Origin of the sequence: Pseudarthrobacter chlorophenolicus (assembly GCF_000962805.1) — a bacterium.
Lineage (GTDB): Bacteria > Actinomycetota > Actinomycetes > Actinomycetales > Micrococcaceae > Arthrobacter > Arthrobacter chlorophenolicus_A.
This window is the reverse complement of sequence record NZ_JZTW01000027.1, coordinates 15,112-33,307: the sequence shown is the minus strand read 5'-3', so window position 1 is coordinate 33,307 and position 18,196 is coordinate 15,112. Positions and strand designations below refer to the sequence as shown.

The window sequence follows — 18,196 nt, the reverse complement described above, 5'->3', positions numbered from 1 at the left end:
AGTCCGACCGCTAAGCACGGCCGGCAGATGTTGCTATTCGCTTCACCACACGGCTCGCTCCTCGGTCTCGTATCCCTTGGGATACGAGACGTCTCATCAGCTGAATGAGGGCAACGACGGCAATGCCCCCTTTCTCCTGAAATCGCGCAACTTTTTCGTCGCTCGGCGATTCTCGTAACTATGTCTCGAAACTTACTGGTTGAATCGGTATACCAACCATTAGTTATGAAACACATCGGAGCAGCAGTCATGACGAAACTGATCGGGTATGCACGAGTTTCGACCCGGCAGCAGTCCACCGACCGGCAACAGGCGGACCTTCTCGCCGCAGGCGTTCGACGCGATGACCTCTATGTTGACCACGGCGTATCCGGAGCACGTGCTTCACGGCCAAAATTCGATGAAGCACTTGCCGCGCTCATGGAGGGCGACACCCTCGTCATCACAACCTTGGACAGGCTGGGGCGATCCACCCAAAACATGCTCGCCTTCGCTGACGAACTCCGCAGCCGCGGGGCGGGTCTGCGCGTCCTGAACCTGGGCGGAGGCGACGTCGACACGGCGACACCGATGGGGTCAATGTTGTTCACGATCATGGCTGCCCTCGCCCAGATGGAACACGAGATCAAACGGGAACGCGTCACAGATTCCATCAACAAGAGAAGGGAAGCCGGCAAAGCGCTGGGTGGTCGGCCTCGCCGGCTTACGGATAGTCAGATTCGAAGCGCTGTCAGCCTGGTCAAAGGCGGGGAACCCGCGGCGCAGGTCGCCCGGGATTTCGGAATGTCCAGAGCAACCTTCTATAGGCGATCACGAGCACTTGCTGACCAACAGGGCGTCGTTTAGCACCACAGGTACGGCGCAAAATGGTGCTTTGTGCAGGCGGGTACGGACATCAAAATGTCCATACCCGTCTGCACAACTCGCGTACTTTCAGGGCAGCGTGTGCAGACGACTTCGGAAAATGACAGGATCAGATTGCCGGGGGAGTGTCCCACCGAGAGGTGTCCTGATTCCAAGGAAGTGGGACTTGCTCGGCTTGCGTCTTTTGTCAGCGTGACATCACCCAGTAGCCTGCTGAAGTGGTTGAGGATGAGCAGGAGCTGACAGGTGGAAATGCTTCGGAAAGTGTTGTTCGCGTCGGCAACACCGTCCGGAAACCGTGGTCAGAACAGTCAGCTGCCGTGCAGAGCTACCTGGGTGCTCTCCGCGCAGCGGGCGTGGACGTTCCAGAACCGCTGGGCCGGGATGAAGACGGCCGATATGTCATCGAGTACGTAGAGGGTGTCTCAGCGCTGGACCGATTACCGCTGGGCCATGCTGAACTGCTGCGGGTCGGGAGGATAGTCCGGCAAATCCATGACGCGAGCGAGGCACTCGTGCTTCCCAATCTGGATGACTGGAACTTGCTTCTACCCGCTGAGAATCCGGACCTGATGTGCCATAACGATCTCGCCCCCTGGAACCTCATCATGGGGGAGCGATGGGTATTCATCGACTGGGATGCAGCAGGCCCGAGCACACGGTTATGGGACCTGGCATACGCTGCGCAGTCGTTCGGGGTGCTGTTCGATGGGCAACCTGTGGATGAGGCTGCCCTGAGATTAAGGGCATTTGTCGATGGTTACGGGGCAGACGCTTCGCTCCGCGAGGCTTTGCCGGCCGCTATGGCCAAAAGAACTGCCGCTATGCACAAACTGCTCAAATCCTCGCACGAGACCGCCTTCCAGCCGTGGGCAGATATGTACGTCAATGGCCATGGCGAGCACTGGCGTGCTGCCGCTGATTATGTCCTCCGAAACCAAGCAACCTGGGAACAGGCCCTCGTATAGCAAGTGTTCCTGTTCCAAGGAAATGGAACACTCGCGTGGCGCATCTATGCACGTCAAAGTAGGAGCTGGTTCCTGGTCATTCTGTAGGCCGAGACTGCGAGGACAGAAAGCTGCTTCCTTGGCCCGGTGAGTTCCGCGCCGGTTCACGAGCACACGACGATGACGGAGCACAAAAAAGCCTGCAGGCGCTTTTCGTCCTGCAGACCTTTTTAATCTCGTTGATGAGAGACCCTGTCCTCACCTTCTATGCCCACAACACTACACATGCGTAGGGCGTCATGCCAACCGTGTAGCACATGTAGTTGGTGTGATGTCTGTTTCATGGCTGTAGAACCCAATCTGGCAAGATACAGTCCATGGCAGACAGACGGCAGACTCGTGGCGCAATTATTGATTCTTTTCACCGCTCACGACTAGAGCCGTATTTGAAGGCCTCCGCGGGTGATGAGAAGCTCGCCCTTTCGCTATATGGCTGGAATCTCCAGCTGACCTCAGCTTTTCAAGAACTGCTTAGCGTTACCGAAGTGGTCCTCCGGAACGCCATGGACGCCGAGCTCCAGAAATGGAATTCTGCCGAGCTAAAGGTTGACCAGAGCTGGCTCCTGGTAGACCCGGCCGCCCCGCTTCGCAGTCTTAGCCAAGGGAAGAGGGTGGAAGCGCTAAAGCAAGCCAATTCGGCCAAGAAGAAGCGTGATCCGGCTCACTGGCGTCATGGCATGGATGTAACGCATGACGACGTTTTGGCGCAGGTGACGTTCGGACTTTGGAAGGACCTGCTGCCCAACCACCTCAGCAATGCTGCTGACAATAGAGAAAACCGAAATCGTCAACGGATGTGGAAAGAAGCGCTGGTGAATGCCTTTCCGAATGTTGTTGACCCAGACGGGGAAACGACCTTCTGGCGTGTGTACCGGCTTCATGGGCTGCGTAATCGTGTATCGCACATGGAGACACTGCTAGAGGTAGATGCAGCGGAACGGACTCGCGATGTATTCAACCTCGTCAATTCGATCAGCTCGCCCGTGCATGACTGGTTGACCGGCCTGAATCGCGTTCCCGCGGTGATTAGGGCGCGTCCTTCAGCATAGGGCTTGGGTGTGGCACGCGGGTGACGGCGGGCATTTTCCTAAGGCCCGGTGTCCAAGACTGAGTTTCTGCCGTGGTCCCGGTAGTCGCTGTTCCGGCCGCATTTCACATCCCCTGGGAATGTCCGCAAAGATCGTATCGGTACCCTCTGACACGAACGGGCAAAGATGATCGTAATCAACAGCATTGATAACTCTGCTTCTCTCTCAGTACAGCAAAGTACCAACTTGAGGTCTGAGACGGTTTCAGGCGGTGGGGCGGACTGAGCGTGGACCCCAAGTACCTTGAAGCCCTCTTCGCCAAGTACCCCGAGCGTCTGACGACCCAGCACCTCGAAGAACTCTTCGGGCTCTCCCGAAACACCGTCTACCGTTGGCTGCAAACCGGGGTGATTCCTGCTTACCAAGTCGAGAAGACATGGTTGATCTCCAAAGATCAGGTCAAGGATTGGGTCTGGGAAAACCGGAACACACTCAGGAAGGGCCAGGCGCCGGAAGCGACTGAGGAATCATGACCTTTACGTACACCTCCACCGAGCTGGCAGAAATCGCCGAGAGCATTCCGGCCCGCGCCGACGAGGCCGGCCTTTTATTCGTGCCTGGTGCAAAGATTGAGGGTGAAAGCCACATAACCCTCAGTGGTAGCGACCTTAACGTCGACGAAGCCATCCGGGTGGCAGCCAAGGTCGGGGCGGTATTCATCAGTTCTAGTGCTTCCACCTTCGAAGTGCAGAACTACCTAGATGAACTTGTCGATGACCAGGAAAATTTATCCGCTCGGGCCAAGAAGCTGATTGAAGCTGCTCGGCAGTACAACGGACAGCACCAAAGTGTGACGGTAGTCTGGGCCGCCCAGGGGCTGCTTTATGAGTGGCACGCTGGCACTGATTGGCTGGTTTCCTTCCTCAATGAGCTACACGAAGCGGTTGAAGAGTCAGAGGAAGAATCCAATGAAGCCCAGCGGGAACGCCTGACCAAGTACTACACGAATATCCAAGCGGCGGCGACAGTTCTGGCTGAATCCCGCAAATACCGCGGCGAACAAGTGGGCAAGCGTCGGCACCTGATGGCAACTATCATCGCTGAAGCTGGAATGGACGAGATCGACGACATCACCCTGTCCCACCGGGTCATGCCCGAAGCTAACAGGATAATAAGTGCCAAGGTTTACGAGTTCGAGCAGGACTTCCGAGCTCGCAAGGCGGAGATAGCCGAGGAACTTAGGAACTTCCCGGCATGGCAAGTGGTCTACTCCAAAGCGGAGCGAAAGGCAGCGGCCATGAAATTCCTGACCAAGAAAGCCGACGGCCACCGGCTGAGCACGGACTTGGCCGTCGAGATCAGTGACGCTGCAGCGAACCCTGTCTACGTATCGCGTTACTGATTGCCTGCCAATGAGGGCCAGAATGGCTACGGCTGCACACAGTCTGCGGCTGCTGGCCGCGGTGGGACTACCGAGCGCAGAGCCACGTAGTTACTGCCAAGCTCTGCAGGGCTTGCCAGTGGGCGAAAGAGTTGGTCAAGCAGCCCGTAGGCCCCATCTAGACTTGGAGGCGTGTTTGCCTCCCTACAGCTCAGAAAACCCTGTCTTCCAGTATGGGCGAGTCTATGAGGGCAGGTGAGGCTTTCACTGTCGGTGGTCTTTGGTCTACTGGCTTTGAGGAGTCGCAACACCGCAGCCACAGGCTACAGAGGGCGTGCCGCCCCTTTTTCCTTTCCGCATGTCATCAAAGGGGCGCGTCGTGGACGATGTAATAGAACTTGAGTCGCTGCCGGTCGAGCAGCTGATCGAAATGATCCGCGAGAAGACCGGCGCTGGGGTTAATCTCTCGTTTCCAGGCAAGGTCCTGGCGCGGCAGCTCGGCCGGCGAGTACGTCCGCGAAACCAGCGCACCGTGAAATCCCTCAGTGCCGGGGACGAGCACGGCAAATCTCGGAACCTGGTCATCGAAGGCGACAACCTTCAGGCCCTTGCCTCGCTTTACCGCGAACGAGGGCAAATTGACATGATCCTGACCGACCCGCCGTACAACACGGGCGGTGACTTCCGGTACAACGACAAATGGGACAAGGACCCCAACGACCCCGACATGGGCGAGTTCGTCGGGAGTGACGATCCTGCCAAACACACCAAGTGGATGAAATTCATGTACCCGCGTCTGCAGATGATGCGGGCGATGCTGAAGCCCTCCGGTGTCCTGGCAATCTGTATCGACAGCCGCGAGCTGTTCCACCTTGGCCAGATGCTCGACGAATTGTTCGGCGAAGAGAACCGGCTGGCGATCATCAATTGGCAGAAGTCCTACTCGCCCCGCTCGGACAACCGACACGTTTCAACGGCTACGGAGTACGTCCTTGTGTACGCGAAGGACGAGCGGGTGGCGAAAACCGGCCTCCAGCCTCGCACAGCCAGTATGGATGCCCGCTACCGCAACCCCGACAACGACGCGCGGGTGTGGAAGGGCGAGAACTTCTCCGGCCCCAAGGCACTCACGCACCAGGGAATGGTCTACGGCATCCAGTCGCCGTTCACTGGCGAAGTCCACTACCCACCGGCCGGCAAGTGCTGGCGTGCGCCACAGACGGACGCCCTTCGGTGGCTGTCCGAATGGGGCATCGACTATGAGCTGCGCGATGTCGACGACGCGGAGATCCGCGCCGCCATCATCGGGATCCCTCCGGCCGAAACGCGCATGGTTCGAGCGGTGATGGTGAAATCTGACCTCGACGACACCCGAGAAACAGCGGAGAAGCGTCGCGAGGCCGGCGATTGGCCGCGTCTCATATTCGGGCTCGATGGAAAGGGCCGACCGCAGCAGAAAAAGTACCTCGAGGACGTGAAGCAAGGCCGCGTGCCGATGACCTACTGGGCCGACGACGACGTAGACGAGCCCGACGCACTCGGCGACGTGTCCTGGGACCATGAGGAGTCAGGTCACAGCCAATCCGGCGTCAACGAGCTGACGGCGATCGTCGGGCCCGGGCACGGGTTCGAGACCGTGAAACCGATGAAGCTCATGACCAAGCTCATCCAAATCTGGTGCCCCCCGACCGGAACCGTCCTCGACCCCTTTGCAGGGTCCGGCACCACTGGACACGCGGTGCTGAAGCTCAACCACGATCAGGAGGCCGACCGGCGCTTCATCCTCATTGAGCAGGGCCGCCCGGACAACGGAGACTCGTATGCGAAGACCCTGACCGTCGACCGACTCAAAAGAGTGATCGACGGCGGATGGTCGAAGAAGAAGCACGTACCGCTCGGTGGCGGCTTCACGTTCAAGACACTTCAGAAGAAGGTTGACGCCAAGACGCTCCTGCTCATGGAGCGGGACGAAATGATCGACACCGTCATTGCGTCCCACTCAAGCACCGGCAGCCGTCGATCGGCCGTGCTCATCCCGTTGACCGACGGCGAGGACGATGAGCCATATACGTACCTGGTCGCCAAGAACGCGAGCAACGAGGGCATCTACCTGGTTTGGTCAGGTGCAGGGTCTAACACTGATCTGACCGAAGAGGTTTACGAAGCCATCACGGAGGAAGCCGACAAGGCCGAACTGGCCGAGGTGTACCACGTGTACAGCCGGCGCAACCTGCTCGTGACGGACGATGTGGTCTGGTACCAGATCCCGGACCGGATCCTGTCCGACTTCGGTCTGGACGTCCGCACCGAGTCGTTCACCGAGGAAGGCTGAGCATGGCGATCGAACTGTTCCAGTTCCAGCAGGACGCGGCCTCGCAGATGGCCGACCGCTACGTCGAGTACAGCACGGACCCAATATCTTTTGGGCGAGGGGCGAAGCGTCGCGACGTTCCCTTCTACCAGGCGCTGGCGTCCATCACAGGATCCGGCAAGACCGCGATCCTGGCCCAGGCAGTCAGTGAGATCGTCGCCATGTCGGAGATCCCGCCGGTCATACTCTGGCTATCCAAGGGCAAGGTAGTGGTCCAGCAGAGCTACGCCAACCTGGCAGATGGCGGGAAGTACGGCCACCTCCTCACTGACATCACGGTTCGCCTGCTCAGCGAGTACGACCCCGAGGACGTCGCAAACTCGAAGGAAGCACTGCTCTACTTCGCAACCGTCGGTACCTTTAACCAGAGGGACCGCGAGAACAGCAACCTGAGGATCTTCGCGCTCGACACAGACAACATTGAGTCCACGCGCTGGGAAGCACTCAAACTCCGCGAACTGGCCGATGGGCGGCAAAGGCCACTGGTCGTCGTCTACGACGAGGCACAGAACCTGAGCGACCAGCAGACGACGCTGCTCATCGAGCAGCAGCCCGCTGTCTTCCTGCTGGCCAGTGCGACGCTGAGGTTCCCGGCCCAATTCGACACTGAGGTCATCCAACCTCTAAGAACGTCGGGTGGCTACAAGGACACGGATCTGATCACGCCGGTGAAGTCTTCCACGGTGGTCGCGTCCGGACTCGTGAAAGGCATGATCTCTCTCGACGGCCTCAACGCCCCGATGGAGGAGACCATCTCCGAGATGCTCGGAGACCTGGGCGAGGCTGAGGATGCCGCCAAGGCGGAGAACCTGAGCTTCATGCCCAAGGCAATCTACGTCTGCAACACGAACATCCTCGCCGATGACGCGAGCCAGACGGACGACCCCAAGCAGCCTTTCGACCAACGACAGGCCCCACCGATCGCGATCTGGCGCTACCTCACAGACCAGTGCGGCGTGCCGGCAGATCAGATTGCGGTATACGCGAACCTCAAGACGGATAAAGACTTCCCTCTACCCACCGATTTCACGCTGTTCAACGGCGGGGAAAGCGATTACGAAGACTTCATGGCGGGCGACTACCGTCACATCATCTTCAACAAGACCCTCCAGGAGGGATGGGACGATCCCAGCGTCTATTTCGCTTACATCGACAAGACCATGGAATCCACGGTCGACATCACTCAGATCGTCGGACGCGTGCTGCGCCAGCCAGGCGCGACACACTATGAGGCCGACCGCCTGAATACAGCGCACTTCTACGTGCGCGTAGACCGGAATGACTCGTTCGCGCAAGTCGTGGAGGAAGTCAAAAAGGGGCTGGGTGGAGATGCACCCGAGGTCCGCATTCTGACCTCTCCGCCCGGCACTGAAGAGCCGGAGAGCCTGCCCGTGAAGCAGCAGCTGACCGTGCCCCGCACGTTCATCAACAACGCCCCGACCGTCGAACCTGTTGAAAAGGTCATAGCCAAAGTCCACGACTATTCCCAGGATTCGGTGAACACCCGCGGGGTGGGTCGGCGGCGGACCGTCCAGCAGACAATCGGGGCAGGGGAATCGCTGGACACGGAGTGGGTCGACTTCGAGCAGTCCAACCGAGTCAACGCCCGGTGGGTCTTCCGTCGCGAGGTCTCCCGCCGGTACCGCCCCGCGCTGATGGTGATGAACACCGATACCGAGAAGTTCGATGCAAAGGTTGGGGTCGGCAGCAGCGCGTATACAAGCCTGACCGATAACGCCGCCGAAGCTGTGGACGAGTACCTCAGGTATGCGGTCGTCAAGCAGCACAAGCCAAAGCCATACACCATCGGCAGCACACTCGTGCGCCGCGGCAGCATGGAGAGCTTCAAGAACGCCCTCCACGAAGGTTACGACGGCCTCAACGACCTCGAACGGCGCTTTGCCCGGGCGATCGATGAGACGGGCCTCCCGTGGGCCCGGAACCGAACGCAGACGGGATACAAAATCCCCTTGGTCTCGCTCGGCCAGACTGTCTGGTTCTTCCCCGACTTCCTCGTATGGGCGGGTGACACCGTGATTTGCGTCGACACCAAGGGCAATCATCTCGTCGAGGGCGACGGCCGCCGCAAGCTGCTCTCCATTCAGCCGCACAAAGACGTTCCCACCACGGTTCAGGTCAAGTTCGTAACGGAGGGAACCTGGAAAGCCGATGGTACGCCCGACGGTAAGGACGGGTTCTCCATCTGGGAATTGGGTAGTGGGCAGACCCTGCGGGCGCTGCCGCACGAGGACATGGAATCGGTCGCGAAGTCATTCGTCGCCGGATCCTGACCAGACTAGGGAGGACCGCCGGTGAGACGCGGGATATGTTGGGGGAACTCACCACTGGAAACGATCGCCGCACCAAGTGCCGGCCTATCCGGCACCTTCGGTCGATCCCTTCGTAACGTCCCTGATCGTGGCAGCTATAGCCCAAACTGCGTCAGGATCCTCGCTCCAATGGCGCCCATTCCCGCTGCAAGCACGTAGGGACGTCACGTTGGAGTCGCCCAGGGCTTGATTGAGCTCATCCCATGCCGCTTCCAGGTTTGCCCGCTCACCAGGCGACAGCGGTGCGGACTTAGCTGCGGCTACCGTGCCGGCCGAGGGCTCAGTTGGGGTCCTTTGCCTGTTGAGCAGATCCCAAAATCCCAATAGCTCGCCCTTCGTCGGAAAGATTATCCTGCCAGGAACATGTGGGCAGGACCGTGCAGGACACTGCCACCGTACCAAGCTCACGTGGTCAATCGGGCAGGTGCTCGCGGGCGAGCACTGATGGGCGTCCTCTCCGCTTCGCTCCGTGGCCGGCTGTTGGGTGCTGCCGGTCCGTCGCAGAGCTCCTGCCCGCCATCACCTGTTGCTTACAAGCATTTTTGTGGCTGTCCTGCGGATCATACGGTTCCGCTCCGGCTCAAGCTCCTGACCCCTTCGTTCCTCAGGGGCCCTGCGGCACTGGAATTCTTCGACGGCGCTCCTGCGTCGCTTATTTCCTTTCGAAGATTTCCAGCACCTTGCCCTGGCGGGAGGAGACGCCTCCGTCGGCCCCGTAGAGCACTGCGTGCCAGCAACAAAAAAGCAACTGGGGGAGAGGGAAGCTGGCCGGTCACCTGAGCCGCCTGACCCGCCCACCATTTCGGCAAAGAATGGAGCACCACCACATGAACGCAGTCATCAAGATGACCGTTGCCACCGTCGACACCGAGGAAACCATTTACGACGTCCCGGTGCTCGTGGATTACCACATGAACGACGGGTACGACTGGATGGACGTGATCGGCGAACACGGCTGGGCCGTGATCCCCAGTTGGGGCTGTGACGGCTGGGACCTTGGCCAGTGGCCTTATGTCATGGTCGCCGGGATCCGCACCGCCGATGAGATCGGCAACCTGTTCGGCATGGCCACCTACTGCGAGGGCGACGTGAGAACCACGTTTTACCGGACCAAGGCCGCTTTCTGGACCGCGATCAGTGAGCAGGCGTTCTTCCACTGGAAGAACGGACAGGCCCAAGGCCCGGACGACTTGCCCGAGGCGGCCGCCGAACTGCCCAGTCGGTACCGGATCCCCTGCAATCTCTCCACCGCCGCCTAACCACCACCCAAACCGGTGCCCCGCCTACGGGCGGGGCACCCCTTCCACCTCAAATGAGTATTTGAGTAAAAACTCATGATTGCAATCATTGAAGGACAAACCGTGAACACCTGCACAGTACTGATCATCCCCGCCAACCTGACCGAACCAGCCCGCGTCGAAACCATCGACGCCGGTTTAGGCAACCTGCAAACGCTCGTGGCCGGAAACATCGAAGCCGTCACCATCGATGACTGGCACTTCTACCTGAATGAAGAAGGCAAGATCATGCAGCTTGCACCAAACCACCGCGCCGCCCAGCTGGTGCTGGAAGAAACCGGCGTTCTGGCAGACGTGTACTGCGGGGACGTCGTTGTTCTGGGCGAAACCGCTGATGGCGACGAAGCAGACGTCCCCGAACATCTGATCGACACCGCGCAACAGCTTTTCGGCCTCCACCAAACCACCGCCTAGACACGCTGCGGGCCGGTCGCCTTTGTGGGCGGGCGGTCCGCCGCAGGTGGCCGCCTCGGTGGGTGGTTGCCGGCGCCGGACCGCCGTTCCCGCGTCAGGGCCGGCGCTGGTCACCTGGTGCGTGCGACAAGCCCACGCTTGGGGTGATGTGGGCGCAGGGGAGGGGCCATGGAGAGGGTGCTCGCGGGCGAGCACTGATGGGCGTCCTCTCCGCTTCGCTCCGTGGCCGGCTGTTGGGTGCTGCCGGTCCGTCGCAGAGCTCCTGCCCGCCATCACCTGTTGCTTACAAGCATTTTTGTGGCTGTCCTGCGGATCATACGGTTCCGCTCCGGCTCAAGCTCCTGACCCCTTCGTTCCTCAGGGGCCCTGCGGCACTGGAATTCTTCGACGGCGCTCCTGCGTCGCTTATTTCCTTTCGAAGATTTCCAGCACCTTGCCCTGGCGGGAGGAGACGCCTCCGTCGGCCCCGTAGAGCACTGCGTGCCAGCAACAAAAAAGCAACTGGGGGAGAGGGAAGCTGGCCGGTCACCTGAGCCGCCTGACCCGCCCACCATTTCGGCAAAGAATGGAGCACCACCACATGAACGCAGCACCCACACTCGAGATCCTCGACCCCAGTACCTTGACCGTAGACATCAACGTCCGCAAAGACGCCGCCCTGACCGCTGACTTCATTGCCAGCATCAAGGAACACGGCGTGATGGAACCCGTGATCGCCCACCGCAAAGACGATGGCACCGTGCACGTGCTGATGGGACAGCGCCGCACCCGCGCCGCCGTTGAAGCCCAGCGCACGGAAATCCCAGTGATGATCATCGAGTCCCCCAAAGAGGCCGAACGGATCGTTACGCAGGTCGTGGAGAACATCCAGCGCGCCGAACTGACCGAAGCGGACGAAGCAGACGCCTACCACCAGCTGTCCCTGATCGGTGTTTCGGCGGCATCGATCGCCAAGAGGACCGGACGGAAAAAGGCCGCCGTCGAGGGGGCGTTGAAGGCCAAGGCATCCGAGGCCGGGACTGCTGCCCTGGACCGGGGATGGAGCATCGAAACCGCTCTGATCATGGCCGAGTTTGAACAGGACGAAGCCGCGACGGCCGACCTTGAATCAGTTCTCATGGACGACCCCGACCAGCTGCTCCACGTCGCCCAGCGGTTGCGGGATCAACGCGAAAGCGCCGCAGCCCTCGCCGCGCTGATCGCCGAACTCGAAGCCCAGGGTAAGACGATCGTGGAGGACGCCGGACACTACGCCGACGACGAGAACCTCTACGTCACCGCCGCTAAAAGGGAGGACGGAGAACCGGCCAGCGAGGAGGACGCGAACGCTATCCTGATCACCACGGACTACCGTGGCCAGCACCGCACCCACTCAGTTATCACGGGCTGGAAGGACACGGACTTCGTCCCGAAGTACGAACGCTACGAGGGCGGCAGCAACGTCCAGAAAGGCCCGATGACCGAGGAACAGAAGGCCGAACGGAAAACCCTGATCGCCAATAACAAAGCGGCCGAGTCCGCCACTGTGGTCCGCCGTGAATGGGTCAAAAACCTGTTGGCGAAGAAGCAGGCGCCGAAGGGCTGGCAGTACTTCACCGCGTACGCGCTCACGCACCACCCTGAAACGGTCAGCGGCTATGACGGACAGGTGGCCGCTGAGATGGTTGGAGCGAAGTCCGACGAATCCGATCGGTGGGGATGGAACCCGCTGCGGGATCACGTAGCCGCGTCCACAGTCCGGCCTGAGTTCTCTTTGATCGCACTGGTGTGCGCCGGGTATGAGAAGACCATTGCCAAGGACTCATGGCGGTCCCCGTCGCAAACCCACCGGGACTACTTGAACCAGTTGGTCGTGTGGGGATACACCGCAAGTGAGACCGAACAAAAGATTATCGACAGCGGGAAGCCAGCCGAGGAAACCGAAGCGGCATAAGAAGGCCCTTGCCGGGCGGAACCCTCACCGCCCGGCAAGGCACCCCGTCCGCTCGCCACGGGCAGGATCAGGAACCACCCGTAGGTCGGGCGGTCCGCCGCCCAGGACGAACCACAGCAGCCACTCACCAGCGACGGACCGCCATAAACGCACCAACCCATGACGCAAGGCAGTGCCGCGACTTCCGCGACACTCCACGGACACTTCCACTTCTGACCAGGTACATATCTTCAGCTAAGCTGAAGCCATAGATTTCCTTTTTTGCCGAAGGACACGAAGGGCCGGCTAACAAGCCGGCCCTTCGTGTTTAAGTCGGTCATTCAAGAAAGTGCACCCTGCGCCGCTCCTGGCAGTGGTGGTCCCCGCCAGTAGCTCGCTGGGAGCCCCCATGTGCCTTAGAACCCAGCCGTACTGCCCCGGTTCCTGTGCCCGCTCCATGCCGGCCCCGCACGGTAGATGGGTGTCGTCCCGGCTGAAAAGAACCAGACCGAGACGGCAGGGGAGACGGCAACGCCCAGGCCTGGACCATGGGAAACTGTTCCGGTTTGCGCTGTCCCCTATGGGCGGAGGCTGTGCACGGCCACCGCTCGCCCAGGCAAGGTGTGGACGGTTGGTGACGTGGTGGTTGTGTGCAGCCGGTTGGGTGGGTCCTGTCGTCCACATGTGTGCGGGGCAAGCCCGGAGGAAATAGCTTGCGCCGTGCCCATGTGGGCGAGGGGTGGCGCTACCAGTTTTCGCTAGTTGTCCCGATCAGTTCCTTCTCACGTGCGGCCTCATTTGCTGGCCGTGACTGGCGCGTCGTCCTAGCGCCCTTGGGACGCCCGCCGGCCTTCCTGGCCGGGGCGTCCAACCCGAAGCCCCGCAGGTCAGATTCGGTCCAGTCGGCCCTGAGGGCTGCCTGGTAGTCCTTTGCATACTTCTGCTCTGCAGCTGCGAGCAACTGCACGGCTTCTTGCAGTTCGACACTGCTGGCAGCAGCGTTCTTCACTGCGTTGACTCTTGCGTCCCTGACGGCGTCAATTTTCGCGGCCGCCTTTGCGGCAATGTTGTCGATATCCATGCCGTCAGCCTAGTGCTTGAGTTTGGCACCAGAAGCGAGATTTTAGGGCGAGTTCCACAATTGGTGCCAAAACTGACCAACGAAAACCGTGCGGAGCAAGCTATACATTTACACGGGTGTAAATGGGCGTGTCCTGCACGGCTCCTGCGTCGTTGTTTGGCACACTGGCTTGTGGGTCCCCGTTCGGGGTCGCTGCGCTGGGCCTGGGGAAGGGGGGATTTGAATGTCTGATGAGGAGAACGCTCATCGTCCCAATCTGTCCCGCCGCCGTCGTGCGAACACTCCTGCCGGGACAAAGAAGCGCCGTGACGTGTGGGTCACGGTGGAAGAGGAAGCAGCGCTCGTGGCCAGGGCCGAGCGGGAGAAAGTGACCGTCCCGAACCTACTGGTTTCGGCCGCGCTGGCCGAGCGCACGGACTCACCCACGGAGCGTCGAGCCATCGGTGCTGAACTGATGCAGCTGCACAATCTGCTGGCTCGTTCCTCGAACAACATCAACCAGCTGGCTCGTCACGCAAATGCCACGGGGGAGTTCCCCGTTGAGGCCCGTGAGGCCTTGAAGCATATCCGCTCGGTTGCGATGCGTATTGACCAAGCCATTGAAGGGCTGATGTAGCCGGTGATCCCGAACATCACCCGCGGTTCCCGCATCGCCGGCCTGATGGTGTACCTCGCATCAACGGACTCGGACAAGACGAAGAACGCGCACACCGACCCGCACCTGGTTGCCGGCGATGCTGCCGTGATGAGTTGGTACGACGACGGAGTCCTGGACAACGCGGATGCCCTTGCCATCGCCAAGCACCTTGATCAGCCACGGAAGCTGTTCGGCGTCTCCGTGCAGATCAAGGATTTCGCCTGGGACGCGACCAAGAAGCAGCGCGTCCACGTCGGCTACAAGGACGCGAGCGTGTGGCATTGCTCGCTGAGTCTGCGCGCCGAAGAAGGTGCGCTGACGGACCAGCAGTGGGGCGACATCGCGAATGATTTCGTTGACGCCATGGGCTTCACGACGGCCAGCGGTAAAGCACAGTGCCGGTGGGCGGCGATCAACCACGGCACGAGCGAGAACGGCAACCACCACATCCACATTGCCGTTTCCCTGGTCCGCGAAGACGGCACCAAAGCCTCGACCCATGGGGACTACAAACGCGCACAACAAACCTGCCGTGAGCTGGAAGCCAAGTACGGCCTGGAGCAACTTTCCAGCGTGCACGCCACCCGTGGTTACGACCGGGCCGAGAAGGCCACCGCCGCACGGGACGAGCGCGAGATGCACCGGGCTTCACTGGCACGGAAGGTCCGTGCCAGCGCCAGCGCCTCCGCGACTGAAGGGGAGTTCGTCCGCCGCGCCCGTAACACGGGCATCCTGCTCCGACCGCGCTATGCGAAGAACACCACCGACGTCATCACCGGTTACAACGTCGCCGAACGCCCTAAGCCGAGACAGCGGCCGATCTGGTTCGGCGGCGGCACCCTCGCATCAGACCTGACATTGGGTGCGCTCCGCCAAGGATGGATGGACTCACCGCACGCGGCGACCGAGGCAGCAGCCGAGTGGAACGCCGCCGCACGCAACAAACGCACCGTCTCCAGGACCGGGCCCGAAAAGGCAACACCGTCGCCCGAGGTGTGGGTTGAATACACCCGCAACGCGACCGCTCTGGCAGAGCAATTGCGGTCCATCCCACTGGACGATCACGCTACCTGGGCGAAAGCAGCACGGGACGTTTCCGGAGCATTCGCTGCATGGTCCCACCGTCTCGAACCCACCCCCGGACCTCTGGCGGCCACCGCGGCTGAACTGTCCCGCACAGCGCAGCTGCGCGCACCGCGGGAGCACGGCACGCCAGTGGCTTTGCCGTCCATTGCCGGCACGGCCATGCTGTTCCTGGCCGCCTCAAGCAAGAACAAGACAGCCGCGCAGGCAGCACTGATGGTGCAGCTGGCGAACATGGCGCACGCCATCTACCAGATGCATCAGCAATCCGGCCGGACAAGGGAAGCCGAGAGGATCCGCGCCGTTGTCGCGACGCAGCTGAAGCCCTTCGCTGCCACCATGCCGCGACCGGTTACCGTGGGCGGGCCGGCCCAGGTCCCGGAACGTGGCCAGGACCGCAACCCCGTGGAGCTTGGCCTGCGCGGGATGGCTCCGATCCGTCCCGGATCCGCCGTTCCCGCCACGGCCATACCCGCGAAGACACCCACACGGACAGGACGGGAAACCGGACCTGTACTTGACCGATAAAGACACCACTAGTGCGAGGGGAACACCATGAGTGAATCGGACGGAATGGACGACCTGCTGGACGGCGGACTGCGGCAATCGCTGATGATCGCGTCCCGTATTGCCGAAACACTGGCACGCCACAGGCAGGAAGCACAACGCCAACAGGAACACCAAGACGCCCAGGCTGCACACGAAGCCCAGTCCCGCCTCGCGGCGGAACGCAGCGCCGCCCATGCGGCGCTGGTCCCGGTGGAAAAGGACCAGTGGTGGGACAAAGCCCAACCCTCCGATATCGCTACGGCGTACACCGTCGCTGAAGCGTGGAAGGGGCAAGACCCGACGGCTCTTGCGGCATCGGAGAAGATCCGTCAGGAAGTGCTGACACGTTACGGCATCGACACCCGAGACGTCGGCCCTGATGCCGCCTACCTTGAATCAGGTATCCACACCATCGCCACCGAAAAAGCCCGGCAGGAAGCCCTTGCCCGCAACCAGGAAGAGGCTCGTAAGGCGGCCGCCGAACACGAAAAGGCCATGCAGCTACTCGCGGCCGCTCGCGCCGAAGAACTCCGTGCCCAGGCTGCGAAACTTGCACCTGAAATGGAACGCCACCAGGTGCCGGTGGAATACCTGGCCAACCCCGAACTGGCACAAGCGCTTCAACGGGCACACAACGCAAAAACCCCGAAAGCGCTGGAGGCGGCAGACGGAGCTATAAAGGAGCGCCTGTTCCTCATCAGTAAGGACGGCGTCAACGGACCTGACATCGACCAGCTACGCCAGGAAACCACCGCGAACGTCAACGGTGCAGGGGAGGAACACTTCAAAGACCCTGCGTTCGTCGCGGCTGCCAAGAACCTCCACGAGGCCAAACTTTTGGCCGAAGGTGGTTTCACAGGTGATAAGTGGGCAACGCAGGAGCAACGGTACGAGCGGGCAGAGAAAGAACTCTTTGCCCGTATGGAAGGCATCGGACGCGAGATTGAAGAGCGCGTCACCGGCAACGACGCTAGCCGGCTCCAAGACCAAGGACTGAAAGCAGAGACAACGTCGGCCGCGGACTACGGATCGGCCGAACGTCAAAACGCTTTTGCCGCATCACTGGCCACCACTGGCGCCAATGAGTCACAGATGCGCGGGCGGGTAGCAGCGGAGCGCAGCGAGGCCACACACCCACGCGCAGGCCTGACCATGGGTAAAAAGGCGGCCAAAGCCCGAAAGGCCCCAGCCGGGGCATCCAGGGGCGCCGAGCGGTCTATGGGCGGTCCGTCGAAGTAGGCTAGACGAGTTCCCGCGTTTGGCCCTGAGGGCAGCTTCGGCGGACACATCGATGGAAGGTGGCAAGGGTGGCAGACAGGAAATGGCGCACACGGGCGGATGTGGCAAGCGTTATCATCAAGCCCTTCGCTGGCCCTTTGCTGTGGAACGTGGAAAAGGCCGGTGACGCAGCTCAGGGGGCAGTCCTCTGGGGAATCAAGCAGTTTGCCACAGCGGGCACCGGGGCGCGAATCGCAACACTCACTGGGATCTATGCCGACAGGGCAGCTCGGGCCTACGCCGGCGGTGGCCCTCTACTCATGGGCGGAAAGGGAATCGCCGGTGGCAACGCCAATCTTCGAGTTGTCGGCGGTGTGACCATCGCCGTGAGTGCTGCCGTGATCGTGGCCGCAAGCATCAACGCACACCGCTTGCAGTCATCAGCAGCACCCACCGCGCAATCTTGGACATGTGTTGGGTGCAAGGAAACAGTCACAACCAGCGGCGAAGATGCCACCAGCAAAAAGCAGACGTGCCCTCATTGCGGCCACACAAACGACCCCAGTTGAGGAACACGGAGCGAGACTAAAGAAGCCTGGCGTCCTGGAACCACCCAGCAGGAGCGCTCCTCGGTTCCAGGAGTTCGGGCTCCCGGTGTTCTTTCATGTCGCAGTTGTAGAACGGGCCCTGCGGATCTAGGAGCACCCGCATGTGGTGGTCTGCATGGTCTTTCCACCAGACGCTCATACCGGTCGCAGGATCCAGTCGCAGGTGCTCCCAAGCCCTCCAAAGCGCGGCGACACGGGAGACGGCCTCCGGGTGAAAGTACCACTCGATGCACCACTTGGCCGATTTTCCCGTGACGCTGCGGACATAGGTGGGCAGCAGCTGCTCATGGAGAAATTCTTCGGGGGATCCATAGACGAGTTCCGGCCCTTTTTCTGCATCCTGGGCTTCTGTAGTCGGTGGCGGAGTATCCGTGTCGTACAGGTCGAAATCATTCGCCATGAGACCGTGTCCTTC

At 61.0% G+C, this 18,196-nt stretch carries 15 protein-coding genes; 13 read left to right on the top strand and 2 right to left on the bottom strand.

What is annotated here, in order from left to right; translation table 11 throughout:
* Positions 1 to 249 precede the first annotated feature (249 nt).
* The 10 genes from UC32_RS19110 to UC32_RS19065 all read left to right on the top strand — a co-directional run bounded on the left by UC32_RS19110 (position 250) and on the right by UC32_RS19065 (position 12,626).
* On the top strand, positions 250 to 846 hold the full coding sequence (locus UC32_RS19110; protein WP_012623531.1) for a recombinase family protein: 597 nt from the start codon (positions 250 to 252) through the stop codon (positions 844 to 846).
* A 236-nt stretch (positions 847 to 1,082) separates the two neighbouring features.
* Entirely contained in the window at positions 1,083 to 1,832 is a 750-nt protein-coding gene (locus UC32_RS19105) for a phosphotransferase (protein ID WP_045732755.1), read from the top strand.
* A gap of 356 nt (positions 1,833 to 2,188) precedes the next feature.
* Complete coding sequence (locus tag UC32_RS19100) at positions 2,189 to 2,920, top strand: hypothetical protein (RefSeq protein ID WP_045732754.1); 732 nt, start codon at positions 2,189 to 2,191, stop codon at positions 2,918 to 2,920.
* 266 nt (positions 2,921 to 3,186) lie between these two features.
* The gene (locus UC32_RS19095; RefSeq protein WP_235423709.1) at positions 3,187 to 3,432 is read left to right on the top strand and encodes a helix-turn-helix domain-containing protein; all 246 of its coding nucleotides are present in this window, start codon (positions 3,187 to 3,189) and stop codon (positions 3,430 to 3,432) included.
* On the top strand, positions 3,429 to 4,301 hold the full coding sequence (locus tag UC32_RS19090; protein WP_045732752.1) for a hypothetical protein: 873 nt from the start codon (positions 3,429 to 3,431) through the stop codon (positions 4,299 to 4,301). Before UC32_RS19095 ends, UC32_RS19090 begins: the two co-directional genes overlap by 4 nt.
* A gap of 358 nt (positions 4,302 to 4,659) precedes the next feature.
* Positions 4,660 to 6,612 (top strand): site-specific DNA-methyltransferase, encoded by a 1,953-nt coding sequence (locus UC32_RS19085; protein ID WP_052690617.1) that lies wholly within the window; start codon positions 4,660 to 4,662, stop codon positions 6,610 to 6,612.
* 2 nt (positions 6,613 to 6,614) lie between these two features.
* On the top strand, positions 6,615 to 8,942 hold the full coding sequence (locus UC32_RS19080) for a DEAD/DEAH box helicase (protein ID WP_045732751.1): 2,328 nt from the start codon (positions 6,615 to 6,617) through the stop codon (positions 8,940 to 8,942).
* An 866-nt stretch (positions 8,943 to 9,808) separates the two neighbouring features.
* A complete protein-coding gene (locus tag UC32_RS19075) occupies positions 9,809 to 10,240 on the top strand; it encodes a hypothetical protein (RefSeq protein ID WP_045732750.1) in 432 nt (143 codons plus the stop codon).
* A gap of 102 nt (positions 10,241 to 10,342) precedes the next feature.
* Complete coding sequence (locus tag UC32_RS19070; RefSeq protein WP_235423708.1) at positions 10,343 to 10,693, top strand: DUF3846 domain-containing protein; 351 nt, start codon at positions 10,343 to 10,345, stop codon at positions 10,691 to 10,693.
* Positions 10,694 to 11,273: 580 nt separating this feature from the next.
* Positions 11,274 to 12,626, top strand: coding sequence for a ParB/RepB/Spo0J family partition protein (locus UC32_RS19065; RefSeq protein WP_045732748.1), 1,353 nt, complete (start codon positions 11,274 to 11,276; stop codon positions 12,624 to 12,626).
* Positions 12,627 to 13,350: 724 nt separating this feature from the next.
* Here the strand turns inward: UC32_RS19065 and UC32_RS19060 are convergent.
* The gene (locus UC32_RS19060; protein WP_045732747.1) at positions 13,351 to 13,686 is read right to left on the bottom strand and encodes a hypothetical protein; all 336 of its coding nucleotides are present in this window, start codon (positions 13,684 to 13,686) and stop codon (positions 13,351 to 13,353) included.
* A gap of 223 nt (positions 13,687 to 13,909) precedes the next feature.
* Here UC32_RS19060 and mobC point away from each other — a divergent pair, with 223 nt between their 5' ends.
* Genes mobC through UC32_RS19045 form a run of 3 tightly spaced genes read left to right on the top strand, consistent with a single transcriptional unit; the run spans position 13,910 to position 17,194 of the window.
* Positions 13,910 to 14,302, top strand: coding sequence for a plasmid mobilization relaxosome protein MobC (gene mobC, locus UC32_RS19055; RefSeq protein ID WP_200896419.1), 393 nt, complete (start codon positions 13,910 to 13,912; stop codon positions 14,300 to 14,302).
* Positions 14,303 to 14,305: 3 nt separating this feature from the next.
* Positions 14,306 to 15,934: a relaxase/mobilization nuclease domain-containing protein gene (locus UC32_RS19050; protein WP_045732745.1), complete on the top strand. Its 1,629-nt coding sequence runs from the start codon at positions 14,306 to 14,308 to the stop codon at positions 15,932 to 15,934.
* A gap of 27 nt (positions 15,935 to 15,961) precedes the next feature.
* A complete protein-coding gene (locus tag UC32_RS19045) occupies positions 15,962 to 17,194 on the top strand; it encodes a hypothetical protein (RefSeq protein ID WP_045732744.1) in 1,233 nt (410 codons plus the stop codon).
* A 564-nt stretch (positions 17,195 to 17,758) separates the two neighbouring features.
* Here the strand turns inward: UC32_RS19045 and UC32_RS19040 are convergent.
* A complete protein-coding gene (locus tag UC32_RS19040) occupies positions 17,759 to 18,181 on the bottom strand; it encodes a DUF4913 domain-containing protein (RefSeq protein ID WP_045732743.1) in 423 nt (140 codons plus the stop codon).
* Positions 18,182 to 18,196: the final 15 nt, after the last annotated feature.